Origin of the sequence: Oceanobacillus sp. FSL W7-1304 (genome assembly GCF_037969805.1) — a bacterium.
Taxonomy (GTDB): Bacteria; Bacillota; Bacilli; order Bacillales; family Amphibacillaceae; genus Oceanobacillus; species Oceanobacillus profundus.
This window is the reverse complement of the sequence record NZ_CP150211.1, coordinates 2,867,439-2,893,989: the sequence shown is the minus strand read 5'-3', so window position 1 is coordinate 2,893,989 and position 26,551 is coordinate 2,867,439. Positions and strand designations below refer to the sequence as shown.

24 protein-coding genes are annotated in these 26,551 nt (G+C 37.7%); 10 read left to right on the top strand and 14 right to left on the bottom strand.

Annotated elements, in window-relative coordinates:
* Nucleotides 1-6: 6 nt before the first annotated feature.
* Both NYE61_RS14620 and NYE61_RS14615 read right to left on the bottom strand, forming a co-directional pair.
* The gene (locus NYE61_RS14620) at nucleotides 7-549 is read right to left on the bottom strand and encodes a GNAT family protein (protein ID WP_339315841.1); all 543 of its coding nucleotides are present in this window, start codon (nucleotides 547-549) and stop codon (nucleotides 7-9) included.
* Nucleotides 550-667: 118 nt separating this feature from the next.
* The gene (locus tag NYE61_RS14615) at nucleotides 668-1,312 is read right to left on the bottom strand and encodes a DUF421 domain-containing protein (RefSeq protein ID WP_251659896.1); all 645 of its coding nucleotides are present in this window, start codon (nucleotides 1,310-1,312) and stop codon (nucleotides 668-670) included.
* A gap of 257 nt (nucleotides 1,313-1,569) precedes the next feature.
* On the opposite strand from NYE61_RS14615, the gene NYE61_RS14610 reads away from it, so the two are divergent.
* The 5 genes from NYE61_RS14610 (at nucleotide 1,570) to NYE61_RS14590 (ending at nucleotide 6,746) form a co-directional block, all read left to right on the top strand.
* Complete coding sequence (locus NYE61_RS14610; protein WP_095310274.1) at nucleotides 1,570-2,544, top strand: LacI family DNA-binding transcriptional regulator; 975 nt, start codon at nucleotides 1,570-1,572, stop codon at nucleotides 2,542-2,544.
* A gap of 15 nt (nucleotides 2,545-2,559) precedes the next feature.
* Complete coding sequence (rbsK, locus tag NYE61_RS14605) at nucleotides 2,560-3,471, top strand: ribokinase (RefSeq protein ID WP_303447056.1); 912 nt, start codon at nucleotides 2,560-2,562, stop codon at nucleotides 3,469-3,471.
* The gene (gene rihC, locus NYE61_RS14600; protein ID WP_339315836.1) at nucleotides 3,464-4,384 is read left to right on the top strand and encodes a ribonucleoside hydrolase RihC; all 921 of its coding nucleotides are present in this window, start codon (nucleotides 3,464-3,466) and stop codon (nucleotides 4,382-4,384) included. The genes rbsK and rihC overlap by 8 nt, the downstream gene beginning before the upstream one ends.
* Nucleotides 4,385-4,416: 32 nt before the next feature.
* Entirely contained in the window at nucleotides 4,417-5,838 is a 1,422-nt protein-coding gene (dcuC, locus tag NYE61_RS14595) for a C4-dicarboxylate transporter DcuC (protein ID WP_339315834.1), read from the top strand.
* Between the two features lie 341 nt (nucleotides 5,839-6,179).
* Nucleotides 6,180-6,746 (top strand): CBO0543 family protein, encoded by a 567-nt coding sequence (locus tag NYE61_RS14590; RefSeq protein ID WP_339315832.1) that lies wholly within the window; start codon nucleotides 6,180-6,182, stop codon nucleotides 6,744-6,746.
* Between the two features lie 107 nt (nucleotides 6,747-6,853).
* On the opposite strand, the gene NYE61_RS14585 is transcribed toward NYE61_RS14590, so the two are convergent.
* Both NYE61_RS14585 and NYE61_RS14580 read right to left on the bottom strand, forming a co-directional pair.
* Nucleotides 6,854-7,495 carry a response regulator transcription factor gene (locus NYE61_RS14585; protein WP_251659893.1) on the bottom strand — a complete coding sequence of 214 codons (642 nt, stop codon included), beginning with the start codon at nucleotides 7,493-7,495 and terminating at the stop codon, nucleotides 6,854-6,856.
* Entirely contained in the window at nucleotides 7,496-8,323 is an 828-nt protein-coding gene (locus tag NYE61_RS14580) for a histidine kinase (protein ID WP_095310264.1), read from the bottom strand.
* A gap of 193 nt (nucleotides 8,324-8,516) precedes the next feature.
* Here NYE61_RS14580 and NYE61_RS14575 point away from each other — a divergent pair, with 193 nt between their 5' ends.
* Complete coding sequence (locus NYE61_RS14575) at nucleotides 8,517-9,101, top strand: copper resistance protein CopC (protein ID WP_339315828.1); 585 nt, start codon at nucleotides 8,517-8,519, stop codon at nucleotides 9,099-9,101.
* 3 nt (nucleotides 9,102-9,104) lie between these two features.
* Nucleotides 9,105-10,196 (top strand): CopD family protein, encoded by a 1,092-nt coding sequence (locus NYE61_RS14570; RefSeq protein ID WP_339315826.1) that lies wholly within the window; start codon nucleotides 9,105-9,107, stop codon nucleotides 10,194-10,196.
* Between the two features lie 65 nt (nucleotides 10,197-10,261).
* Here the strand turns inward: NYE61_RS14570 and NYE61_RS14565 are convergent, their stop codons facing one another.
* Together NYE61_RS14565 and NYE61_RS14560 are read right to left on the bottom strand one after the other, a co-directional pair.
* Nucleotides 10,262-11,395: a zinc-dependent alcohol dehydrogenase gene (locus NYE61_RS14565; protein WP_339315824.1), complete on the bottom strand. Its 1,134-nt coding sequence runs from the start codon at nucleotides 11,393-11,395 to the stop codon at nucleotides 10,262-10,264.
* Between the two features lie 508 nt (nucleotides 11,396-11,903).
* A complete protein-coding gene (locus NYE61_RS14560) occupies nucleotides 11,904-12,323 on the bottom strand; it encodes a hypothetical protein (RefSeq protein ID WP_251659889.1) in 420 nt (139 codons plus the stop codon).
* Nucleotides 12,324-12,543: 220 nt separating this feature from the next.
* Here NYE61_RS14560 and NYE61_RS14555 point away from each other — a divergent pair, with 220 nt between their 5' ends.
* Nucleotides 12,544-13,110, top strand: coding sequence for a LemA family protein (locus NYE61_RS14555; protein ID WP_339315821.1), 567 nt, complete (start codon nucleotides 12,544-12,546; stop codon nucleotides 13,108-13,110).
* Nucleotides 13,111-13,114: 4 nt separating this feature from the next.
* Entirely contained in the window at nucleotides 13,115-14,125 is a 1,011-nt protein-coding gene (locus NYE61_RS14550; RefSeq protein ID WP_339315819.1) for a DUF3137 domain-containing protein, read from the top strand.
* Between the two features lie 245 nt (nucleotides 14,126-14,370).
* On the opposite strand, the gene NYE61_RS14545 is transcribed toward NYE61_RS14550, so the two are convergent.
* The 8 genes from NYE61_RS14545 to NYE61_RS14510 all read right to left on the bottom strand — a co-directional run bounded on the left by NYE61_RS14545 (nucleotide 14,371) and on the right by NYE61_RS14510 (nucleotide 25,020).
* The gene (locus tag NYE61_RS14545) at nucleotides 14,371-14,886 is read right to left on the bottom strand and encodes a LysM peptidoglycan-binding domain-containing protein (RefSeq protein WP_118888272.1); all 516 of its coding nucleotides are present in this window, start codon (nucleotides 14,884-14,886) and stop codon (nucleotides 14,371-14,373) included.
* 816 nt (nucleotides 14,887-15,702) lie between these two features.
* A complete protein-coding gene (locus NYE61_RS14540) occupies nucleotides 15,703-16,236 on the bottom strand; it encodes an N-acetyltransferase (RefSeq protein ID WP_303447062.1) in 534 nt (177 codons plus the stop codon).
* 6 nt (nucleotides 16,237-16,242) lie between these two features.
* A complete protein-coding gene (locus NYE61_RS14535) occupies nucleotides 16,243-18,144 on the bottom strand; it encodes an endonuclease MutS2 (protein ID WP_339315817.1) in 1,902 nt (633 codons plus the stop codon).
* A 484-nt stretch (nucleotides 18,145-18,628) separates the two neighbouring features.
* Complete coding sequence (locus tag NYE61_RS14530; RefSeq protein WP_095310227.1) at nucleotides 18,629-19,360, bottom strand: ABC transporter permease; 732 nt, start codon at nucleotides 19,358-19,360, stop codon at nucleotides 18,629-18,631.
* Complete coding sequence (locus NYE61_RS14525) at nucleotides 19,360-20,292, bottom strand: ABC transporter ATP-binding protein (RefSeq protein ID WP_339315814.1); 933 nt, start codon at nucleotides 20,290-20,292, stop codon at nucleotides 19,360-19,362. Before NYE61_RS14525 ends, NYE61_RS14530 begins: the two co-directional genes overlap by 1 nt.
* Complete coding sequence (locus NYE61_RS14520; RefSeq protein ID WP_339315812.1) at nucleotides 20,282-21,034, bottom strand: MerR family transcriptional regulator; 753 nt, start codon at nucleotides 21,032-21,034, stop codon at nucleotides 20,282-20,284. The genes NYE61_RS14525 and NYE61_RS14520 overlap by 11 nt, the downstream gene beginning before the upstream one ends.
* A 200-nt stretch (nucleotides 21,035-21,234) precedes the next feature.
* A complete protein-coding gene (locus NYE61_RS14515; RefSeq protein ID WP_339315810.1) occupies nucleotides 21,235-23,358 on the bottom strand; it encodes a glycoside hydrolase family 3 N-terminal domain-containing protein in 2,124 nt (707 codons plus the stop codon).
* Between the two features lie 99 nt (nucleotides 23,359-23,457).
* On the bottom strand, nucleotides 23,458-25,020 hold the full coding sequence (locus tag NYE61_RS14510) for a glucose PTS transporter subunit IIA (protein WP_339315808.1): 1,563 nt from the start codon (nucleotides 25,018-25,020) through the stop codon (nucleotides 23,458-23,460).
* A gap of 250 nt (nucleotides 25,021-25,270) precedes the next feature.
* Between NYE61_RS14510 and NYE61_RS14505 the strand changes: the two genes are divergently transcribed.
* Entirely contained in the window at nucleotides 25,271-26,470 is a 1,200-nt protein-coding gene (locus NYE61_RS14505; RefSeq protein ID WP_339315806.1) for an AraC family transcriptional regulator, read from the top strand.
* The last annotated feature ends 81 nt before the right edge of the window (nucleotides 26,471-26,551 follow it).

Sequence of the window (26,551 nt, the reverse complement as noted above, 5' to 3'; positions counted from 1 at the left end):
CCATAATTATTCGTAAGATAAATCTGTTTTTAACAGTGAATATATATTGATATCAACAAAGTTTCCTTTTGATTTTTCGTATTGTCTTAATGTCCCCTCAAATGTGAAGTTCAATTTTTGCAGTACGTGTATGGAATTTATATTTGCTGGTTCTACCTTTGCTTCTATTCTATTGAGCTGTAAATTTCCAAAAGCAAGGTTTATTAATGCCCGAATTCCTTCCGGTGCATAGCCCAACCCCCAATGGATGTTAGCAATATCATACCCTATTTCTGCTCGGGCGTTCTCGAAATCAATAGAATTAAAACCACACGTTCCAATAATTTCATAGGTTTTTAAATCGATCATAATGTAGCGGATCGCTTGGTTTGTCTGAGATAATTCATCGAGTAATTCAATCATTTCTTTTGCCTGTGTTTCATTTGTAAAACGAGAAATGTTCATGAATTTTGTAACATCTGCGTCAGTCCAGATGTTAAATAAGGCTGCTGAATCGGACACTTTTATTTTACGTAAATGCAACCTCTTCGTGAATAGTTCTTTTTTCAATACTTTTACCTCCAATAATTTTAAATCAGTTGGATGAAAAAATATTGCCATCTGCGCATAATTCAGTCCCTTCAACATTAGATAGCCTTATTATAGTGGTTGCTTTGAAAGACATCAACTATCGTAAATGTTCAGGTAGGGTATTTTTATGTGACTTCTTTTGTAATTCAGCAAAAATAGTTTCTTGCTGTTCGGGTGATAGTTGTTCCCTATTTAATTGTCTTGGTTGTTCATTGTACTGTATTTGTTGATGCAGCTGATTTTGTAGGTCCTCAATCAAGCCTGTTAATTGCTTAAATTCCTTCTTTGTCACTGGCTGGACATCTTCTTTCAAGACTAATCCAACCTGCCCATTCGGTTCTAATGTCGCCCATTGAACATCATCCAATCGTTGAACACCTTGGTGGCGCAATTCCATTTCTAGCTGATCAACTGTCACCCTTAACTTTTTTAAATTCTGTTCTTGTAAGATACCATTATTAATTAATACTTTCGATTTACCTGTAATAATTTTTTCGAATACATCCCCTTTGATTTGAAGAAACTCCATTACAACCAATGTCAAAACAAGGATTAGCCCAACGAGTAACGTACTCCATATATCTTCACCTGCTATTGGCTGTATAAGTAATGAACCAATTCCAATCATGATTACAGTTTGTGTGAGCGTCATTTGGGAGATTGATTTTCTACCTGCAATTCGTAATAAAAATGTTCCGCCAACGATAATGATTATGGCCTTCCATAACATAATAAATGCCATTCCAATCTGAGGTTCCCCTTCCTTTTCTTTTTAGTTTTGGTTGCAAAACCTTTTTTATACTGTTTAATCTCGCATTTTGATTACATCTAATATAGAAAATCATTGTTATAGCAATTAAATGATGAAATTATCTTTTATTTCCTATTGATTTTATAATGAAATCGCTTTATTATTTATGTAACGGGTTACACATTCCGTTTTTTATTTTTATCCGGCATGTAACCCGTTACATATATTACTTAAAAAGGAGTATGCTTATGGCAACTATTAGAGATGTTGCTAAATTAGCAAATGTTTCAGTAGCAACAGTATCTCGAGTGATAAATAAAAATGGTTATGTTAATGAAAGCACCATGCAAAGAGTTCGACAGGCGATTGAGCAATTGAACTATCGTCCAAATGATGTTGCCCGCAGTCTTTTCAAAGGTAAATCAAAGATGATTGCTTTGTTTGTTCCTGACATTATGAACCCCTTCTTCCCTGAATTAGCTCGAGCTGTGGAAGACATTTCCAATAAGCATGGCTACACATTTATTTTATGTAATACAGATAATCAGAATGATAAAGAAATAGCTTACCTTAATGCTCTTTTGCAAAAATCTATTGATGGCATCATTCTAGTTTCAAGTACGATGACAACAAATCAAGTTAAAGATATGAAAGTCCCAGTGATAGCACTTGACCGAAAGATCAATCCCGATTTAATTTCTGTTACCGTAAATAACTATGAAGGAGCCAGACAGGCAGTTCAATATTTAAAAAATCAAGGCTGCAAACGAATCGCTCACGTTTCTGGCCCTGAGAATATAAGTAATGCCAGAGAACGATTTAAAGGTTATTTAGACGAAGTTAGGGATGAAGAATGGTTCCATAGTGACTTCATATGTGTAGGAAATTATGCTGTGAATGAAGCTTTTGAAGCAACAAAGAATTTGTTAAAGAGGAATCCTGAAATAGACGGAATTTTTGTAGCAAATGATTTAATGGGTGTTGGTGTGTTAAAGGCTGCTGAATCGTTAAAGATTAAGATACCAAATGAGTTATCCGTTATTGGATTTGACGGGATAGAGCTGGGAAACATCACATCTCCTTCTCTAACTACTATGGCACAACCGATTTATAGTATTGGGAAAAGAGCAGCTGAGATACTTATTCAAAAGATTGAACATCCTAATACAGTTATTAAATCAGAAGAGCACAAGGTTAAATTAACTACTAGAGAATCAACATGAAAAGGAGCTAAGATGATGAACAGTCATCCCCGCGTTTGCGTTATAGGAAGCATTAATATGGATTTAGTGACTACAACTAAAAAAATACCTAAGAAAGGTGAAACTGTATTAGGAGAGAAATTTGAAACTTTTCCCGGTGGAAAAGGGGCGAATCAGGCAGTAACATCCGCTAGACTAGGGGCAGATGTATCGATGATTGGTGCAGTTGGAAACGATACCTTTGGGAAAGCCCTTCTAGAACATTTCAAATCAGAAGGTATTAGCCAAAAAGGGATTAGTATTGTACCAGACATTTCTACGGGAGTTGCAGCAATAACAGTCTCGGAAAATGACAACCGAATTATTGTTTCTCCAGGTGCTAATTCAAAAGTGAATCCCAAAATACTTGATGAAGCTCAAGACGTAATTATAGCTAGTGACATTATTCTATTACAACTTGAAATACCAATGGAAACTGTGCAATATACTGTTGAATTTGCTTATAAACATAAAATACCTGTTATTCTCAATCCTGCACCGTTTCAATTTATACCAGAAGACATATTAGAAAAAGTAACGTATCTAACACCAAATGAAGTTGAATCTGTATCACTGTCTGAAATGCCATTAACAGAATCAATTAAAGAAAAAATGATTATAACCAAAGGAGAGCATGGAGTTGAATTCATATCAAAGTCTGGAGAACCGAAAACTATACCTGGATTTAAGGTAAATGTCAAAGACACAACTGGGGCTGGAGATACTTTTAACGGTGCTCTGGCAACAGAGTTAGCTAGAACAGGAGATTTAGATCAATCAATTCTGTTTGCTAATGCAGCAGCAGCTTTATCTGTAGAACGATTTGGTGCCCAAGGTGGTATTCCCGATAGGAAGGAAATTATAACCTTTATTGAAAAAGCAAAAACGAGGAGGAACGAATATGAATAAAAAACCTATAATTATTGATACAGATCCAGGAATTGATGATGCGGTGGCATTAGCAATAGCATTATTTAGCGAGGAACTGGATGTCCGCTTAATTACAACTGTTAATGGAAATGTGAGTCTTGAAAAAGTAACCTATAATATGTTACGACTTCTAAAGTTTTTTGATAAAGAAATCCCTGTTGCCAAAGGTGCCTCCACGCCATTAATCGTAGATCCAGTTGATGCAAGTGATATTCACGGTGAAACAGGGATGGATGGCTACAACTTTGAAGAACCTGATGAAAGTTTATTATTGGACGAGCACGCCGTAAATGCTATGTATAAAGAAATTATGAGTAGTAAGGAGAAAATCACGCTCCTTCCAATCGGCCCTTTAACAAATATTGCTCTGCTTTTTAAACTTTATCCTGAAGTTAAAGAAAACATAGCTGAAATTATCTTAATGGGTGGTTCGACAGGTCGCGGAAACGCTTCTGTTATGGCAGAGTTTAACATCTATGCTGATCCCGAAGCAGCGAAAATCGTATTTTCAAGCGGCTTACCAATCGTGATGGCTGGACTCGATGTCGGTATGAAAGCCTTGGTTTATCCAGAAGATAGTGAAGTACTGAAAGGAATGAATGATACTGGTAATATGATTTATCATTTATTCAAAAAATATAGAGGCGGTAGCTTTAATAGCGGACTAAAAATGTATGATAGTTGTGCAGTAGCCTATCTATTAAAACCAGATTTATTTACAACTGTAGATACCTACATAGACGTTGAATTGAACGGCGGATTGACAAAAGGAGCTACAATAGTAGATTTAAAAGGTTATATGAAGCAAGAAAGCAATGTAAAAGTTTGTGTAGATATTAATGCACCTGCGTTTAAAAAGTGGTTAATGGAAAATTTAAGAAAATGTAAGTAAGCATTTATCCATTTTTCAGGGAGGAATCATCGATGTTGGACAACCTTATCATGTATAGCTCAGCTTTGTTAGCGGTTGCAGTAATTGTTTATATGCTTATTAAGAAAATGGATATTAAAATCCCCTTATTTCTTATGGGTATCATTTTACTATTAATTAGTATCGTAATGGGTAACGAGATTGTATTTAGTGACTTTACCCCGACCGGATCTGCACTCTTAGACCCTTTGCAAGTTGTTGTGCAGCAATTCAAGTCAACATTGTCCTCAGCAGGGCTAATTATTTTAATACTAGGTGGATATACAGCCTATATGTCATCAATCGGAGCTAACGATTTAACCGTTCAAATGTTAACAAAACCAGTTAGCAAAATAAAATCTGTCTATCTGCTAGTTCCTATTATATTTTTATTAGGTAACGTTTTATCCTTGGTTATACCAAGTGCTTCAACTCTAGCTATCTTATTATTAGCCACACTTTATCCGGTAATGAAAAATGCAGGCATGTCTACTCTTAGTATAGCAGCAGTTATAGCTACTTCTGCAACAATCATTCCTACTCCACTTGGAAGTGATAATGTGGCTATTGCAGAGGAGTTAGCGAAATATGCAACATTTAGTGATTTAACGGTTACACAATATGTTTTTAGCTACCATGCCATTGTTTCATTGCCAACCATATTATTCATGGCGATCGTTCACTACTTCTGGCAAAAGAGAATGGATAAAAAAGCTGAGATTATAGAATCTGCTAAAGAGGTTAAATTAGAAGATTTCAAGGAAATAGAAGGCAGTATATTATTTAAAACCGTCTATGCTATCTTGCCAGTTTTTCCAATTATTATTTTATTGGTATCATTTATATTAGACCTCACAACCCAGATATCTGTTTCAATTAGTGTTGAAATTGCAGTATTAATCTCATTTATCTTGGCAATCATTTGTGAGCTTATTCGCAATAAAAATAGTAAAGATGTGTTATCCAATACGGAAAAATTCTTTACAGGTATGGGCAGTATGATTTCAGTTGTGGTTCTCTTAGTAGCTGCTTCAGTATTTGTTGCAGGTTTGCAGTCTATTGGGCTGATTGACACACTGCAAGCATCAATGGAAAACATCCAAGGACAGGGCTTTGATTATGTATTACCATTGGTTCTAGTCGGATTTACCGCATTAATTGTAATACTAAGTGGAAGTGGCATTGCTTTATTCTTTGCAATGATACCACTGATGGTTCCTTTAGCCGAAGCCGCTGGAATTAATCCAATCGCAGTTAGTATTCCTATGGGACTAGCCGGAAACTTGTTTCGATCGGTTTCTCCAGTCGCTGCTGTAGTATTAATTATTGCAGCAACCCTGAAAGTCGATCCAATTAACATTATTAAGAGAACCTCCGTTCCAATCCTATCCGGTGTAATATTTATGTTTATATTGTCTATGATAATGTTTTTATAGTAGCACAAAACCCATGTATGGATTGATACATGGGTTTTTAATTTACGGATAGATCTTTTTTTCTCCATTTCTACTTCACTTTCGCCAACTAATTTCACATATAACTCTGTGTCTGGCCAACCTTCGCGAGTAATCTTCTCTCCACGTTAAAAATTCTTCAAATGTCACGTTTTCACCCTTTATTTGTTGATATGGAAAGTATAAGAGGATCGTTTGAAATTACAATCAGCGTAAGTATAGAAACCGTTATAAATCTTTATACACATAAAACGTAAATAAATTACAAAAGATACTCATAAAGCAAATCAATAATGTTCGGTATAAATGGAGGCGGTTCATGAATGACATTTAAAGAAGGAATAAAACAAGTTGAGAGGATCAATGAACAGCTAATAGATGCGGATAGATTGATGTCCGAAACAGTGATTAACGCCTTTATGTTTACATGGCAATGGTGGTTTGGGATTGGACTATTTATTATTCCTTGGTTTATATGGTTTTTATTTAGAAACAGGCAAAGTACAGGCAGACTTCTTATGGGGGGATTTATCACCATCATTTTATCCTTAATGATTGACCTTATTGCCTTATCGAGCGGGCTTTGGTCTTACCCAATGATATTCTCACCTATAGTCCCATTGTTATTTCTCCCCTACCATTTTTCTTTAGTTCCTGTTGCCATTATGTTTACACTGCAAATTAAGCCAAAAGCTAATCCCCTTTTAAAAGGAGCTATATTTAGTGCCCTTGGAGCTTTCATAGGCATGAACTTTTTTGAAATGATTGATTTTTATAACCCAAAAGGATGGTCAACGATTTATGACTTTTTTATTTATCTATTCCTTTTCCTGATAGCGTATTGGTTCAGCAACATGGATGGTTTTAAAAGAATATCAGATGGCTATTGAAATCTTTTGTCTTGTTCAAGAATAGAGCACAAATCCAGAATAAGGACATTGTGCTCGTTCCTGCTTATTAGTCCAGTCATTGCCAGACCCACAGAAAGAATCTCCCATTAATCCATCAGCCCTTTCTGAAACGCATAACTCGTCAGCTGCACCCGATTATCTAAATGCAGCTTACTCAAAATGTTTTTCAGATGACTTTTCACCGTATGCTCTGAAATAAACAGGGTATCTGAAATTTCCCGATTGGACATCCCTTTCGCGACCAATTGCAGCACTTCTAACTCCCTTGTAGATAAAGGCGTATTCTCCTTTGTAACTGCTTTACTTTGTGGAAATTCCTTAAGAATTTGAAAGGCTATTTCTTTAGACATTGGGACTTCATCTACGGCAAAGGCTCTTAAATGATCGACCCATGCTTCCGACTGGATATTTTTTAATAAATAGCCCTGTGCTCCTTGTTTTAATGCATCAAACAAATCGGTGATATCATCCGAAACGGTAATCATCACAATCTTGACGTAAGGGAATTGAAGCTTGATACGTTTCGTCGCCTCTAGCCCATCCATCACCGGCATTTGAATGTCCATCAGAATAATGTCAGGCATTAATTCTTCCGTAAGCTTTATCGCTTCCTCGCCATTCTTCCCTTCTCCTACAATAAGAAGATCTTCGTGCTCCTCTAAAATTTCCCGGATGGCTTCTCTTGCATGCGCGTGATCATCCACGATTACGATTCGAAAAGGTTGCATTTAGTTTCCCTCCTTTTTTATTTCCAGGATCGTTTCATTCTCAATTTTATTAATCGAAAATTCCCATTCCATATCTATCGTTCTATCTTGAATAATCTGAAGTCCATAGCCTGTACTATCTTGAATCGTATCGTTTGTGAATCCTATTCCCCGATCCTTAATTTGGCATATCCATCCATTTTCTATTTCCTTTGCTACAATCCATACCTCATTTGTTTTTGCGTGTTTAATAACATTCATCACAGCTTCTTTTACACAGGCGAATAGCTCTACCTTCTCTTTCGATGACAATGCATCTTCTGGAATTCCCCATTCCAGCTGAACATCCATAAAATGCTGTTGTTTCAGCTCCGTTACATACTGGTAGATCGTTTCTGTCCAGCTAAACGTATCCTCATTTGGTACATATTTCAGGTTTGTAATCGCCTGACGTGTATCCTCGTGGACATGCTGTAAGGTTTGCTTTATTTTTTGAAAATCAGCATCCTGCTCCAGATCATTCTTTCTGCCAAACTTATTCATTTTAACGGACAATAGAAATAGTGATTGGGCAATGCCGTCATGTAGCTCCCTTGCGAGCTTCTCCCTCTCGATAAGCGCTGCTTTCTTAGCCCTTGCCGCTCTTAACTCTTCTTGCATTTTTTCTAAAATGGAAAATAAATGCCGCAAAAAGACAAGCGTGACAATAAAGACTAATATAGGAGAAAGAAAGTTCCCCATGTCCATGGAAATGTATGAAAGGAGAAATTCATGCCGAACATACTCCCAAAGGGCGATTGTAATCGTTGGCAAAAATAAAATAAGCCATTTAATTTGGTTATACTTCATATCTTCACCGCATTTCTAAATATAAAATGTGTCTATATTTTATCATTTAATCACCCTTTTATAGCAAATTTCCGTTAAAATCACTCCTTCGAGGTATTATGCAAGATTTAGCATTGGATTTATAATATACACAGGTAACTCGCATCCTATTTTAGAAGTAGTTACTGAGACATGTAAGGGAGGAATTATGTTAATGAAACGAATATTCAGCGCGGCAATAGTAGTCATACTCGTAACGTGCTTTTCTACTAGCGCGTTTGCTCACTCACATATTCAAGGATCGAATCCAGCAGATGGCGATGTTGTAACAGAGCCATTGGAAGAAATTGTTCTTGAATTTGATGGTGGAATTGAACAAGGCAGTTTTATAGAGGTAACAACAACAGCAGGTGAAGCTGTGGAAGTACAAGATATCGAGATCGGTGAAGGTACATTAACAGGTACGGTTGCTGAGCCGCTTGCAAATGATGAATATCAAGTAAATTGGAGTATTATTAGTGCAGATGGTCACCCACTAGAAGGTGAATTCACATTTACCGTTGATGCCGAGGTTCCTGAAGCTGTGGAAGAGGAAGAACAGGCTGAAACAGAAACAGTTGAAGATGAAGAACCCGAAGAACAAGCGGAAACAGAAACGCCCCAAGATGATTCAGCAACAGAATCCGCTGAACAAATAGATGAAGGCGAAGGATCATCTTCCACCATGATTATGGTCATTGTTGGTTTAGCTATTCTTGCAATCGTTGGCTACATCTTATTTATGAAAAGAAAGAGATAGTAAATGGACATACTCGTAATGATTAGTCAGGTGCTATTATATGTATGCTTTGCGGTTTTAGCAGGAGGTTTTCTGCTTTTGCTTATTCCAAGCACCTATCGTCCGGACATAAAAATCGCACCGTATTACTTTTTTATCAGCGCCATCATGGTACCGATTTTTGCTTTCATTCCGGTTCTTGATACTACCTTATTTATCGCCCCACGGCTAGGGTTTGGTGAAGCATTAAAAGTCGTTTTACTAACCTATACGGTTGGAAACGCGTGGAACTTTACCCTTATTGGTTCTATTTTATTAGTACTCGTAATTGTATTAATGCGGTCTATGGGAAATCGTATTTCTACTTCTATCGCATTGGCATTAACATTCGGACTCATGTTAACCATTGCTTGGTCAAGCCATGCAGGCGCTATGGAGCCATTCAAGGGAATTACCGGCCACTTTGTCCATCTAGCTGTGATCAGCATTTGGGTTGGTGTTGTACTTGTTGTCGGCTGGTTTGCAACCAACCATGATAATTGGCTTACATTTTTAAGCTGGTTTTCCAAGGTCGCTATCGGCTGTTTAGTTGCTACAGGACTTAGCGGGATCCTACTGATGGATGTCATGGTCGATGGGTATACAGATTCGTGGATGGTTTCGTATGGACAAGGATTATTAATCAAACACCTATTCTTGATTCCACTCGTTTTCTACGCCTTATTAAACGGCTTGGTTGTGAAATATTTCCTGTCAAAAGATGCTGCGTTTAATCCAATTCCTTGGATTCGTTTAGAGGGTATTGTTTTATTTGTCATTTTTGCGATGACAGCTTTTTTCACCCAGCAATCCCCTCCTCACGGAAATTATTTAACGGATGATGCAATATCACCTTTATTCCAGTTATTTCATGGCGGCATCATTGATTCCAGCAGCACCGTCGGCTTGACGATCAACCTAGATATCGTTTATTTCTTTTTCCTAGCTCTATTATTAGTAGGATTAATATTATTATCGATTTACAAAAAGGCATCGATAGTGGTAACTTTTCTGATAAGCTGCTTGTTCGTGGTGAATGTATATATTATGGTGATGATATCTATTGTTGTTCGGTAATATAAAATGGTCCACGGCTCATCCCTGTGGACCATTTTATATTACATCTATTTGTTTCATTAATATTAAGGCTTGAAAATCACCTTAATGGATTCATCCTCTTTCTTATCAAAAATATCATAAGCTATTGCAGCATCATCCAAATTAACACGATGTGTAATAATATCTGTTGGATCAAACTCTTTATTCTCAATCATGTCATACAGTTTTGGCATAATGTTAATCACAGGAGCTTGTCCCATTTTCAATGAAACATTTCGAGTGAAAAAGTCGCCTAGTGGGAAGCCATTTGCCTCTGTACCATAAACACCGGTTATTTGGACCGTTCCGAACTTCCGTACAGCTTGCGATGCGGTAATGATTGGACTGATGGTTCCAAATTGATTATCGCCTTTTGATCCGAATTCTGTGTTTGGCGGGACTGTACCATCCATCCCAACACAATCAATCACAACGTCTGCTCCACCTTTTGTTTCTTCATGCAAAAGTTCGCCGATGTTTTCGTTTTCTTTAAAGTTATACGTTTCCACATTATTCGTTTTCTTCGCATGGTCTAGTCGGTGCTCTACCTGGTCGACGGTAATAACACGCTTTGCGCCTTTCAGCCAAGCGAATTTTTGAGCCATGAGCCCGATTGGACCACTCCCTAAAATTATTACCGTGTCCCCTTCTTTGACGCCCCCATGCTCCACGCTCCAATACGCAGTCGGGATGACGTCCGATAAGAATAATACCTGTTCATCATCCAATTCACTATTTTTCGGAACCTTAAATGACGTAAAATCCGCATACGGAACACGTAAATACTCTGCCTGACCACCAGGGTGATTCCCAAAATCTTCAGCGAATCCGAATAAACCACCTGGCTCACCATGTGGATTGGAATTATCGCATTGACTCTCCATCTGATTATTACAGAAGAAGCATTCTCCACACCCAATATTAAAAGGAATTACGACACGGTCACCTTTTTTGAGATTTTTCACATCTGAACCAACTTCCTCGACAATACCCATCGGCTCATGACCAACGACGTAATCCTCTTTCGGGACAATTCCGCCATGATATAAGTGAAGATCTGATCCGCAGATGCCGCTCGCGGTAATTCGTACGATCATATCACTGTTTTCCTGAATTTTCGGGTCATCAACATTTTTTGTTTCCATCGCTTTTTCACCTTGAAATGTTACGGCCTTCATTTGGTTCACATCCTTCTATCAGCATTTATAAGTTGTGTCCCCTGAATCAGACAGGAATAAACGGGATATTCTCAACCTTTCCTTCATAGACCTATCAAAGTATTCACCGTTGCAGATTAATCGGAGGAGCTTATAATTCAGGGTACTCCTTGGAGACTATTTTGATTATGAAAAAGCAACGGATGAAGTAAAGGACCATGTTAAGGCTTTATTAAACAGTAATGAATACCTTTTGAAATAAAAAAATAAGTATGCTGTATAGCACACTTATTTTTTCATTCAATTCCGTGACGTTTAGTCTCTGTCTCTTTTTTTTTATAATTTTGGTAAGTGAACCAACACCCTAATAAGATAAAGAAAATCATAACAAGATTATCTACTAGAGGTGAGAACCCTAACGTAATTCTAAAAGTTACTGCTATTGCGACAAAAAACAAAAGTATGATAATTTGTTTTAGTTTAAATTTAAATTTTGATTCCATCTAATCCACTTCCCTTCTATATTATCTTACTCAACTGTAACACTTTTATTTTTAATTTTATAAACAGATTGAGAAGTGTTTCCGTTCCAATATTCATATTTTGTTCTAACTCCTTTACCTTGTGCTTCAGCATCTTGGAAAGTTTTTATCATATTAGCAGATGAAATGCTCTCAGCCAAAAGCATAAAACCTACAACTGGATGGGCACTTGCAATATATCTCATAACTTGGTTTGCTGTGTTATCCCTGTCTTCATAATTTTGAACGATTTCTTTAGTTTTACTTGGTGTGAAATAATAATTGATTTCATATACATCGTAGGTGACCATTCCTTCTTTTTCTTGCCTATCCGGATCTCCTGTCGCAGCTTCTACACTATTTGTAAAACTGATGTTTACACCTAGAAGTAGAGTACAGGCTAGTAAACCTACAACAAACTTTCTCATTATATTACACATCGGAATCAGCGACACATCCCTTACTACCTTTGCCTATTTTCTCTTTCACATCAAGAACTTTGACAGGATTTGCTGCTCTCCCTTTGTCAATCATCATATTGTGCAATGAGTTACTTATCTTGTGTTAGATATGAATCAAAAGTAACTGGATAGTACAAAACGATAACTATATAATAGTTGTAAATAGTAAAAAAGGAGCTGAAATTTCTTGAACATTGAACCGTGGATGATAGGCACAGCTATTGCCGTTCTTGTTTTATTATGGGCACTATTTACCTATAACCGTTTTATTTCCTTAAAAAACAGTATAGAAGAATCCTTTAAACATATTGATATTACGTTAGCACAGCGTTTTGACTCCCTCACAAGAATAGCAGAGACGATTGCCGCTTATACGAAACATGAAAGAGAAGTCCATACGGAAGTAACGAAGCTCCGCAGTCAATTTGACAACCAAAATGAGAATGAAAAAGTAAAAACGTCAAATGAACTATCAAGACTTGTAAGTGGTTTACAAGTTCAAGTCGAAAATTATCCTGAATTAAAGGCAAATGAAAATTATCTGCACTTACAGAAAAGTATTAATGAACTGGAAGAAAGGCTGGCTGCATCGAGAAGAACCTTTAACGCAAGGGTTGCGAAATTCAATACCATGTTGCAGCAGTTTCCTACAAATCTATTTAAATTCTTCATGAAACTAGAAAAAAGAGAGCTATTGCACATTGATAACAGCAAAAAGCAAGATGTTGATATAGCCAAAATTCTAAGGGGTTAACCACATGTTTTCTAGCTATGATGAAATCTCTTATCTATTAAAAGATGATATAAATGAAATGAATAAAATCAGATTCAAAACGATACTAAAGTACATATTTGGCTGGATTTTCCTTTTTGCTAGTATTATCATTCCTGCTATTTTTGGTCTCTCTATTCCTAACGCAGGTATCCAATGGCTGGCTGCTTTTATTTTTTTCTTCGGAACGATAGCAAGTATTGTTAGTTTCTTTAAAACACTAGGAACGTTTCGTATGGCCTTTAAACGCAAAGTAGTAAGGAGTCTGTTAAAAGCGTTATTTGAAACTGCTAACCTGCCAGAGGATAACCCTAATTATGAGATGAAATGGGGATACTCCAGCCAAGGTAAAATTAATAACCTCTTAATTGGTGAATCTGGCTTATTCTATTTAAATCGGATTGATCGCGTATCTGGTGAAGATTTAATAAAGGGTAAAATAGGCTCTACTGATTTCTATTTCTCTGAACTAAAGCTCTTCAAACAAGTAAGGGACTATAGAGGAAGATCAAATACGAAGTTAAAAACAAGATATCAAGGCGTCCTGTATCTTGCAGACTTCCATAAACATTTTAAAGGGCATACCATCTTACGTGATAGAAAGCTTTTTAGTTTCCAGCATCTAAAGCGTTATTTCAGGCACCATTTCCACCGTATGCTGAGCGGAAAGAAATTAATTACGATTAAAATGGAAAATGATGAATTCAATAAGTACTTTAAAGTACGAACGACAAGTGAATTCGAAGCACGCTACATTCTTTCGCCCAACTTAATGGAAGATTTAGTTGCATTTCGAAAAAGAAATCGAAACCCAATTGATATAGCTTTTAAAAAACGATTTATCAGTTTATTTTTATACAATAAAAAAGACTATTTCGAACCGAGTATTTTTGACTCAATGGAAAAGCAGTCTAAACTTGTTTATGATGATTTGATATTATTCTTCCGTATCATTAATGACTTGAATCTCAACACACGGATATGGAGCAAGGATTAAAAAGGGTATGGGCAGCACTGGTTCAATTGGATAGCTGTAAACATTCGTTCATCAAGCATTTCCAACAGATTCTGATGCCAGCTCAGGCAATTGTTGTCATTCCCCTGCCCTTTTTAACATAAAAAAGTTGACGAGGCTTATGAAGCCAAGTCAGCTTAATTCCAACTCCTAAATGATGCATTTTTTAAATTAAGAAATGTTCACCATCACTAAATGGAAAAGTCTACTTCTCCCCAACTGTTAATCTAATAGTGTACTTGTAAATCTTTAACGCCAAACTCTAATGCTTCATCTAAATCTTCCATATATACATCCAATCGACCTTCAGTAACAGCACTTCCTCTATCTTCACATGTAAATGTTTTATCAAAATAAGGAATATACAACTTGGTTCCGAATGATAATGAATCTGGACAGGCGATTGTTTGACCCTCCTGCACTTCCGTACCGGATGCTGTAATACCATATCCTGGATCTCCATGTTCTTTTCCAGTAGATTCATAGCCTGCTGTATAAGCAGTTACTGTAAACGTCTCTCCCTTTGCATCTGGAATGGTAAGCGTCTGACCCGCATAAATGATATCTGGGTCTGAAAGAAAAGTGTTAAATTCAAGCAATGAATCCACACTTACATTATGATTCCTTGAAATCTCGGATAAAACATCTCCTGATTGCACCGTATACTGACTGCTTGCATGTACTTCGTTCGTAAATAAGATTAATCCTAAAGTTACGAGTGTGATTAGTGTTAAGTATTTCATTGTAATGCCTCCTATGTGTAATTAATATAGAATACGCATAGCAGGGTATTTCTTCTGTAGGCTTTAATAGAATTGAAATATAGATGTAAAGGTAGGAGCTGATTTTGAGAGTGGTGTCTTTGCAGCGGGGGATGGGTGCGTTAGTTTTGGGAATGGTGTCTTTGCGGCGGGGGATGGTGCGTTAATTTTGGGAATGGTGTCTTAGCGACGGGGAATGGTGCGTTAATTTTGGGGATGGTGTCTTAGTAGCGGGAGATAGTGCGTTAATTTCGAGAATGGTGTCTTAGTAGCGGGGGATAGTGCGTTAATTTTGGGTATGGTGTCTTTGCGGCGGGGGATGGTGCGTTAATTTTGGGTATGGTGTCTTAGCAGCGGGAGATGGTGCGTTAATTTCGGGAATGGTGTCTTTGCGACGGGGGATGGTGCGTTAATTTTGGGTATGGTGTCTTAGCGACGGGGGATAGTGCGTTAATTTTGGGGATTGGTGTCTTAGTAGCGGGAGATGGTGCGTTAATTTCGAGAATGGTGTCTTAGCGGCGGGGGGGGGCATATTGTTCTGTTGAAAAAGAAATTTGATAGATACATAGTTGAAATACAAATAACTCAATAAAAAGGAAAACCCCTATCTATTTCGAATGACAGCTTCTGATTCTCCAATTCTTTCCTTTTCAATTCTTGGTTGAACTGTTAACCAAGAATCTTAACAAGTCTAATCAATCCTATTGGGACGAGGATATTAATGTCGATTGATTGTCAATCCTTGTTTAAAGCCAGATTCTAAACTATTGTAGATTTAGAATCTGACTCTATGATCATTTACTCAGAAAATGCTTTCGGATAATGAACGACACCTTGAACCGTTTCAAGAGAATCTTCTGTTAGTTCTAAAGCCATAAATGCTTCGTCAGGTACTTCGAATGGCGCTTTTATATTCCATAATTGTGCTTGTTTAAATCCAAACTTTGGATAGTAGTCTTTATGCCCTAATACAATAACTGAATGATAACCAAGTGCTTTTGCTTTCTTTAACCCCTCGTGAATTAATTGACTTCCGATTCCCTTTTTCTGATACTGAGGTACCACAGACACGGGAGCAAGTGCTAAAGATTCCACCGATTGATCATTATATACAATAGAAATTTTAGATAACAGAATGTGACCAATCATCGCCTTGTCTTCATCTATTGCGACTAATGAAAGTTCAGGAATAAATGCCTTTGATTTTCTAATTCGATTTACAAGTTGATGTTCTTTCCCGTCACTATATTGTTCATTTAAAAATGCTTGTTTTACAACTTCTTCTGTCGTTCTATAATCTTTTGGAAGTTCTTGTCTAATCATACGATTCATGTTAAATCACTCCCTGTTCTGTCGTATTTCTTTTTGGATTTTGCGAAGTGCCTTTTTTGAACCACGCTCTATATCATGCTGCATCTTTCGCTTATTGTAATCGATAAACAATGTTTCTAAATCGTATCCTTCTGGATATAATTCCTGCGCCTGTAGCTCTAAGGAGAGTCGCTTCACATTTACTTTCATAAATTCCCCTTTGTAGAACACGACAACATTATAGAAATTGTCTATCCCTTCATATACAATTCCAAAGTCATCATGGTCCAATAAATTTACACGATCCCCTTTTTTATATTCATACTTCTCTTTGGTTGTCTCTTTATCAATCTTTGGCTTCCTTTTCTTACTTTCAACTACACTTTCTAAACGATAGTCTTTATTTTCCATATAGTCTTTCGCTCTTTGCAGGACACTTTCTCGTATATTCATTTTTTTAGAAATCCAAAGGGCATTACTTTCCCCTGATTTACCTATCATTAACTTATACTTTGGTTCCAATGTTTCACTATTAAATTGCATTGCTGCATTCATAAAGTCATGATGCATTTCCGAAAAGCGTTTAATTTCTCCATAGTGTGTTGTCGCAACCGTGATACAACCCATATGATAAAACTCTTCTAAAATAGAAATTGCAAGTGCCGCTCCTTCATTCGGTTCCGTACCACTTCCGATTTCATCAAATAGTAAAAGTGTATGATTATTGGATCCCATCATTATTTCCGATAGGTTTTTCATATGAGATGAAAATGTACTTAGTGCATTTTCTATACTTTGGTTGTCACCAATATCTACGAAGATGTTTTCAAAAACCGAAATTTCCGTTTGCTTATCTGCATTAATGTGAAAGCCTGACATCGTCGCCAAAGTTAATAATCCTATTGTTTTGAGGACAATCGTTTTCCCGCCAGCATTTGGTCCGGTAACAATTAAGCTACGATAATTTTCTCCGATTTCAAAATCAAGCGGTACAACTTCTCCTGCTAAAAGTGGGTGTTTGCAATGAACTAATTTGATATACCCATAATCATTTAATCTGGGCTCTACTCCACCAATATGTTTGCTGAATTTTGCTTTTGCAAATACCATATCATATTGGCTGATAAGTTCGAGATTAATCTTGATCTCATACATGTTCTCTAAGACCATTCCTGATAAAGCAGCTAATATTTGGTATTCCTCGATTGCTTCTTCAGCTTGCAGGCTTGCGAGTTCTCCGTTTAATTTTGTCACTGTATCCGGTTCTATAAAGACCGTTGATCCTTTAGAAGAAACTTCAATAATTGTCCCTGGTACTTGATTTTTATAGGAAGCTTTAATTGGTATTGTATATCGATCGCCTTTCTTACTAATAAAGGTTTCTTGAATATACTTTTTATTGGTACTGCTATTTAAAAACTTATTTAAGCGCTCTTTAATTTTCTCTTCGACTGATTCAATACTTCTTCGTATTCGTCTTAATTCTTTACTTGCAGCGGAATCTACACGATTTCCTTTGATTGAATAATCAACCTCTTCTTCCACATTTTTGAACTCGGACATTGAATTCGCATACGACGCGATTACTGGTGCAAAAAATGCTTTATCCAGCATAAACTTTTTAATTTTCCTGCAGCCTCTTAAGAAATCCGATACACTAACCAATTCGCTCGGATCAAGAATCATGCCCTTTTCGAGATTTTGAAGGATATGCTCAATATTCGAAACCCCGAAAAATGGCACATGGTCTACTGCATCTAATATTGCGCGTGCCTCAGTCGTTTCATTTAAACGATTTTTAACTACTTTCATATCTGAGCTTGGTCTCAACTTATCTAACATTTTCTTCCCTAATCCACTTACACAATACGATTTAACTATTCCTTTTAACTCGTTATATTGCAACTTTTCAAACGTCATCTTATTCACTTTCCATGCTCCTCACTATGACTTATTTTTATCATACATGAAGATACCTACCCATTAGATTTCAATGAAGCTTTACATAATAAAAAACAAACACAAAAAAGCTGCGGAGATACCGCAGCTTTCTTTACATTTACAAGGCATGTGTAATATGCAAATACATGGAAATAAGCTATCTAAAAAAGTATAGCTAACTCCTACTATTACACGCTTTATAAAGTATGGTAGGTATCTTCATAGGTATTGAAATAAATCCATGACTAAACGAAGGGTGTGATTTCTAAAAAATCCCCTTTAGTCCACAAATTTATTTCATTTAATTTTTCCTATTTAGAACCTACCGCACTCACAAAAAGCACCTCGAATTAATTTATCGTTTTATTCATTGAAATCTAATTAACAGTTATCATTATACAATACTCTAATAAAAATGTGAAGGTGACATATTTTCAAGATTCAATGATGAAGAATTCACATGGGAAGCACGTCACTTCCTATTCAAAATAAAAATAGCTCCACCATACCCCAGCACACACCAAATCAATAAGTTAATATAATTCCCGGCAGTCGCCTCAAAGGTCGAAGCAGCAAGCGACGCCCGCATTACTTCTGCCATCGAATAAATCGGAAGTACCTGATGAAGGGCTTGAAGCCATTCTGGCAGCCGCTCCAATGGGAAATTTACCGGTGAAAACATGAGTGCTCCAAAAACAATGACTTGTGAAAGAGCAAGGGAAGCTGTTGGTGACAAGAGATAGGAAAATCCGTATCCAACACCAATAGATGTTAATGCAATCATGAGTAAGGCTGGAATTACCGTCCAAGAGATGTCATACCCTGGACTAAACATGAGGTGTGCCACAATGGATGAAATGATAATTCCTGGCAGCGTGATGATTAGCCAAATAGTTGTATCTGCTCCAAGAATGACACCGCGATTAACTGGCCATGTACGCATAAATTCCATATAGCCATCTGATTTGGCAGTACCAACCTGCTGCGGTAAAATTACTAAGCCCGTAAAAATTAGAATGATCGTTGGTGCTCCTGTAGCTAGAAAAAGAATCGAATTTGTATCTGGGGCTGGGAGAAGATAGGTAAAGCCGATCACAATGCCGATGGATATCAAGATTTGAATAAGAATCATAAACACTAAAAAACCTGCGTTTCTAAGAAATTGCATCTGAAAGACGTACTTGTAATGGCTTAATACATTCATTATAATCCCACCGCCTTTTTAGAAGTCAACTCGATATAAGCATCCTCAATTGTCGCAGGAGACAAGGAATAGTCCATAATAAGCCCTTTATCAACTTGCCGCTTTGCCCATTCTATCGTTGCTGTTACTTCTTGAGGATCTATAGCAAAAAATAGTCGAGAGCCATTCTTATGAGAGGAAAGCGCCCAGCTAGGAATCTCGATATCTAACTCACTAGCTAAACTTAGTTCGATACGCATTTGGTTACTTACTGAACTTTTCACTTCAGAAGGTGTCCCTTGCGTGAGAATTCTCCCCTTATTGATGATTGCCACCCGATCAACCGCTTTTTCAGCTTCCAGCACATTATGCGTGACTAAAATAACCGAAGTGCCATCATTGGTTAGATTACGTATCACCTGCCAAAGGTAACGCCGGCGAACTGGGTCTACATCGTTTGTAGGTTCATCCAGAATCACTAATTTGCCAGGAGCAATGACTGCCATACAAAAGGCGGTTAGTCTTTTTGCACCACCCGATAATTTCTCGCCTTCCTTATTTGCCCACTCCCCCATATCCAATGCCTCAAAAAGTGTATCTAACCGCTTTGCGTCAAACTTTTTCCCTGCACGCATTTTCCCAATCAGTGTAACTGCCTGCTTCGGGGTAAGAAAACCGAGTGGTACTTGGGATTGTGGCTGGACAGAGCAAATGGATCGTGCCCTTGCTGGTGACTGAAGTACCGATTTCCCCAACAGCTGAATATCACCTGAATCAGGAGTGATTACCCCTAATATTTGGTTTACTAATGTTGTTTTCCCAGCTCCATTCTGACCGAGAAGCCCATATATTTCACCTTCATCAATATGAAGGGAGATATTATCATTAGCGATCATCTTGTTTTTCCGACGACCTGTAAATCCTTTTGTTACAGCCTCTACATTAAGAATCATTCGTTGACTCCCCCTTTGCAATAGCGACACGTTTAATAAAATCAATCACATCTTTGTCCATTGGATAAAATGCGATACCCTCCTGTAGGTTTTGCAGTGCTTCCCACATGCTTCCAAGCAATTCTTCATCCTGTCCAAACATTTTATCTGCTTGGTTTGCCCAGCATAGGACGAGCTGCTCCGCCTCTTCTGAGTTTGGGTCAAGATGCAGGTTATTTCGGATATCACCAATAACCTTTAACCATTCCTTGATGTCTTCCTCACTCATGTTTGCAGCATTCATGTCGATAATCTTCTTCATTTCATCTTCGTTTAGGTATGCTTTATATTGCTCTAAGACATCTCCGGGATCGTGTTGATACAACTTGATAATGCTGAAAATGACTGGCCAATTGATTTCCCCTTCAAATTCAATGGAATACGATACGCCAAGAAGGGCTTGTTCTAACATTTTTAAACGTTCCTGTTCTCGTTTAACCAGTTCTAATTGGTGTTGGATTGAGTCCTGCCAATTCGACGTTGAATTCTCCAATATATCTTTAATTTGGTCCAGCGAGAATCCCATATATTTCAATGCTAAAACACGTTCTAACTTCATCACATCATCTTCACTGTATAAACGATGCCCTCCACTCGTTTTTGATGATGGTTTGATCAAACCAATTTCATCATAGTAGTCCAGTGTTCTGACGGTTACCCCTGTGTTCTTGGATAGTTTCCCAATCGTGTATATTTTCCTCACCCCTTTTTATTTATCTTAAGTATAAAACAACACGTTACGTTTGGTTCAATAGGTAAATGTTAAAATATTTGTTTTTTCAAAAATAATTTTTACAAAAAAAGAGTAGACCGTATTCTATACAATACGATTTACTCTTGCTTAATCTGCAGCTATTTAAACTCGTGGAGGGGAACTGAACCGGTCAGCCCCTCTCACTATCCTCACCCATTATACTGTAAACCATGTCCTAGTTTATACACATTTCCGTCTCTGTCTTTATAGGCATAGCTCATTCCTTCTGGCATATATTTATCCTTGTCATAGCCAGGTACATCATTTCTTGATTTACAATTACCATCTTCATCGACGGCAATCACTTCTTCACTTGCTGGTAATGTCAAAGGCAGGGCACCTGTTGGCTGATGGTTTCCAGCCATTACTTCAAGCTGTGCTTTGAAGAATGTATCGTACCCGGCAACCAGGGCATCTGCCAATGGTTCTACATTTCCAAGAATCCATGGCAAGATCACATTGACACTGATAATAACTTTGCCGCCGCGGCTGCGGATGTTCTCTGCTACTTTATTCAAATGCTCAATCTCACTTAACGTAGTTTCTGTGTACGGAGCACCCTCCAACGCTTTTAAGGATTTATTTTCACATAAACCGAGCTCTAACAATCCTGGTGTTGCATTAAAATAAGTGCCCGATTTCGGCTGCAGGAACAAGATGGCGATATCTGCTTCTTCATACGCATCGGTTAACTCAAATTGGCCTAATTCCTTAGCATCAGCCAATGCCTTCTCCGTATACGTCGCTGCATGTTCTGTATCCTTATGGTAGGCTTTCATATACACTTTTTTACCTTCCAGCTTGTCCGCTGTTAATGGCAGTGTTTCTTCTGAGTTTTTCAACACGGTAACTGATTTTTTATGTGCTTCATACGCTGCATCCCAGTGCGCAGGTGTATTTACTACCTTCTCGGCATTTTCTGGTGAGTTGTACGTACGGTCATCAAACAAGCCTAATGCAAACATTTCGGTAAGCAATCTTTCATTTGCTTCATTAATCCGCTTTTCACTGATCCAGCCGCGATTTATTGCTTCTTTCAGGTTTTCAATGTCATTTGTATCTGCAATAATATCTGTTCCTGCATTAACAGCCTTCGCAAAACGCTCTGCCACACTCAAATCCTCAACGCCCCAGCTCATATTGTTAACAATACCGCTATCACTGTTAACATAGCCTTTGAAGCCCAGCTTTCCGCGCAGAATATTTTCAAGAAAATAATGATTAAATGCAAATCCAACCTCTTCGAACGGAATATCTTCACCTTCAAATTCCTGATACACACTCTTCTTGATGCTTGGAATCGAGTAATAAGGCATGATGGATGACGTTCCATGTTCAACAGCCGCTCTAAACGGTGGAAGATGATACTTTTCTAAACTTCCCGGAGTTGGGTAAAGATTCCATTTCCCTTCTTTATAATGCGGATCAAACCCATTTTCCCTTGGCCCTCCACCAGGGAAATGTTTGGTTGTCATCGCAATGCTGTCTTTGCCTAACGTTTTTCCTTGGAATGCTTCAATAATCCGGCCAATGGCGTCGGTGATAAATTCTGGATCTTCACCAAATGTACCATATGTCCGCTGCCATCTTGGATCTGTGACAACATCAGCCATATACATATACCCTTTCCTTAAACCGGTAGCATTCCATTCCTTATGAGCGATTTTGGCAAATTCACTGATGAGGGAAGCATCCTCGCCCTTTTTAATATCACCCATCGCTGCTGCTGCAAGACCCAATGTGCCTGGCCATGTAGAGAAAATACCAATTGCATCATTCATTCCAAAGATAGATTCACCATTTTCGTTTCTTGAGTTGGACGTAACGATAACTGGAATGCCTAAGCGTGTTTCCTCTGCAACTTCATTCATCGTATTAATCCATTCTGCTGTTTCTGCTGGGCTAAAATTATCTCGTAAAATGAAATGACGTAAATGTCTATCCTCGATTGTATGGGTCGTTCCATATACTTTACTGGTGGCAAAGATACTTTCTCCCTTTTCCACAATAGCTTCATCTAACACACCATCATGGCTTGTTTTACTTTTATCCTCTTGATAAAGACCCATCCTGCGCGTGTTAATTAGCATCATCCCAATTTTTTCATCGATATTCATTAAAGAAACTAGATTTTTCGCCCGCTCTTCAGGGCTTAATCGCCAATCTTCGTAAGGGTCAAGTTTTCCATTGTTATTTAAATCTTTGAATGTTAAACCGCCTTCTTCAATAAGCTGCTTGTTTCTTACTTCTAGTTTAGGTTGTTTTTGTGTCATGTGAATTTCCTCCTCTATTTTTTAATTCTGATTTGAATACGATTCAGTTAAAATAAACAGTTTCATCGTCTAATCACAGAAGCTCCGTTCAACATCATGTTATAGATTCAGCTTCATTAAACTGCTTTCCGATGATACGGACGCTTCTTTGGTAACATCGATATTGGTATATTCCTCTGTATTAGTAATGACAACAGGTGTGGTGATGTCATATCCAGCTTTTTCAATGTTTTTTATATCAAACTCTAATAATAGATTACCCTTTTCCACCTGATCCCCTTGCTTGACGTGGACATTGAAATATTGCCCATTCAGCTTCACGGTATCTATACCGACGTAAATTAAAATCTCTGCGCCATTGTTTGACGTGATTCCAATCGCATGCTGTGTAGGGAATAAAGTCGTAACTTCGCCATCCGCAGGAGCGTATACTTTTCCTTCGATCGGTTGGATTGCAGCTCCTTCTCCGACTGTGTTTGTAGCAAAGAGTTGCTCATTTACTTCCGTTAAAGGGATAACATTCCCTTTTAATGGACTAGTAATTGTTTCTGGCTTGATCACTTTCAGATGAGCAGTAACATCATTTTTCCCTTGATAGCCCAGTATAAATGGGAAGATTAATCCTAACACAAAGGCTACTCCGATTCCGACTAAATGCTGACTGATAGGCGAGAATGCAGGTATGGACAGGACACTTGGAAGAACAAAGTCATTCATCACGACACCAAATGCTCCATTAATTGCTCCTCCAACTGCACCGGCAATAACGACATAAATAATCGTTTTTCTGAAGCGCAAGAGAATTCCGTAGTAAATTGCCTCTGTCGTACCAGCAAGTGAACCTGGCAGAATCCCGCTTGCAGCAAGTGATTTCAGTTCATTGTCCTTTATTTTGATAAAGATGGCGATTGCGACCGCGATTTGAGCAAATACAGCTGGTGCTGCCATGCCGATGATCGGATCAGGACCATTCGCCAGGTTGGCAATAGCAAGTGGAATGATTGTCCAGTGCAATCCTGCAATCGTAAGGAATGTCCATGTACCACCGAGAACCGCTCCTGCCAACAGTCCACTTTTATCACTAAGGAAAGTTATAATGCTACCAAGACCTTCTCCAACTAGATTACCAAAAGGACCAAAGATAAGCATCGTTAATGGAACCAGGATAACTAAAGAGATAAGCGGGTTGATAAACATTTGGATATCTTTATATATTATTTTTTTCAAAAATTTCTCTAATGCTGCATAAACAAACATGGCAATAAAAATCGGAAATACGGTTGATGAATAGTCTGCCAAGTTGACTGGTAGACCTAAAAAGTTAACGGTTTCAACACCAGCATCGACAAGGTTAATAATTTCAGGAGTTAAAAGAGCTGCTCCAATTGCTCCGCCTACATATCCATTTCCGCCTAGCTTTATTGCAATGGTAATACCAAGAAAAACGGGAAGGAAATAAAATATAGAATTCCCGGCAGCCGATAAGACAATATAGGTACCGCTTTCACTTGAAAGCCAACCAAGTTGACTTAAGACGGATAAGGCTGCTTTTAACAGACCTGCCCCAGCAAGTACTCCAATAATTGGCGCAAAACTTCCGGAGATCACTTCAAGAACTTTAGATAACTTCGATTCTTTTTTTTCGACTTCATTCTGACTCATCGTGTTGCTCCTTTCTTTCCAACTTGAATGGAGAAGCAAGGATATTTAACATGCTATTTTCTCAACTCAAATAATGCGCTTACAAATCAAAAAGTAGTACTTTTTATGAAATACAATTAATATAGATTAAAATTGTATTCTGAAATTATCTCTATTTTAAATCTACTTTTTGTTTAATCATAGGATATACTTAACATTAGACGGATAAAAATCACACATTTGATGTATTTTTCATGAGAGAGGAAAAATAATGGTGTACTCAAAAATCGTTTCTACCGCTATAAAAATTTCACACCTTACACAATTAAATACATATGTAATCGATAAGAATGGAGATTTCGTCTATCACGATGAAAAAGTCTCCATACCTGCTTACATGCCCGGCGCTAAGCAAAAGAATGTTTTAGAGTTTTACTATAAGATGAAAAAAACAAATCAAGTCTATACCTATATTAATCCTTGGGGACTATCCTATTTAGGTTATTCTTTTTTGGAAGAAGGCGACTTTTATGCTATCATCATTGGCCCCTATTTTGAAGTCATTCCGGATGTATACGGGTTAGTACTGCAATACAATCTAACCATTCAGGAAAGTGCAGATTTGAGAAGTATTCTCGAAAAGGTAAACGTTGTCACCACTGAGCAAATAAGCAGTTATGAGGCCGTGCTTCAACAGTTTGAAGCGATGAAAGAAGCGGAAACAAACCCTTTGGTGATTTACTCCAAGGAAAAGAAAGGAAGAAACAAAGATAGGGATGCTAAAGTGGATGATGAGGCTGATCTCGTGACACGGAGGTACCGTATTGAAAAAGACTTTATGCATGCAGTTGAAAAGGGGAATAAAGAAGAGGCATTAAAACTAATCAGTTCAGACAATACGCTATTCTCTTTTTCCGAGCGATTTCCCAATCAGCCCATCCGCCGACTAAAAAATTTAAACATCGTTGTGAATACTTTATTGCGTATTGCTGCGAGAAACAGTCATGTTCCAGCGATATTAATCCATCGTATCTCTGAACGATTTTCCTTTGACATTGAAAATGGCGAAAATATCGCCGTGTTACGCAGCATTCAGGATGATATGATTCGAGAATACTGTGACTTAGTAAAGTCAAATTCGTTGCGGAATTATTCCCAGATGATACAACAGGTTACCGAGCATGTAATGAGCTATTATGATCAGGAAATTGATAAAGCCGAATTAGCTGCATTATTTCACACGCATCCAGGAAATTTATCAAGAAGGTTTAAAAAAGAAACGGGGATGACGATTACGGAATATCAGCAAGACCTTCGGATTAATCAAGCGAAGCATTTATTAAAAACTGAAAACCTGCCAGTTGATGAGATTGCTTGGATTGTTGGGTATAAAGATCCTTCGTATTTTGGGAGAGTATTTAAGAATGCGACGGGGTATTCTCCTTCTGTGTATAGGGAGAGGGGTTTTTGATTAGGTGCGGATTTTGGGGGATGGTCCCGAATCCTCGGAAGTTTAAGAGAGGAGCATTCCAAATTTGGGATGCTCCTCTAC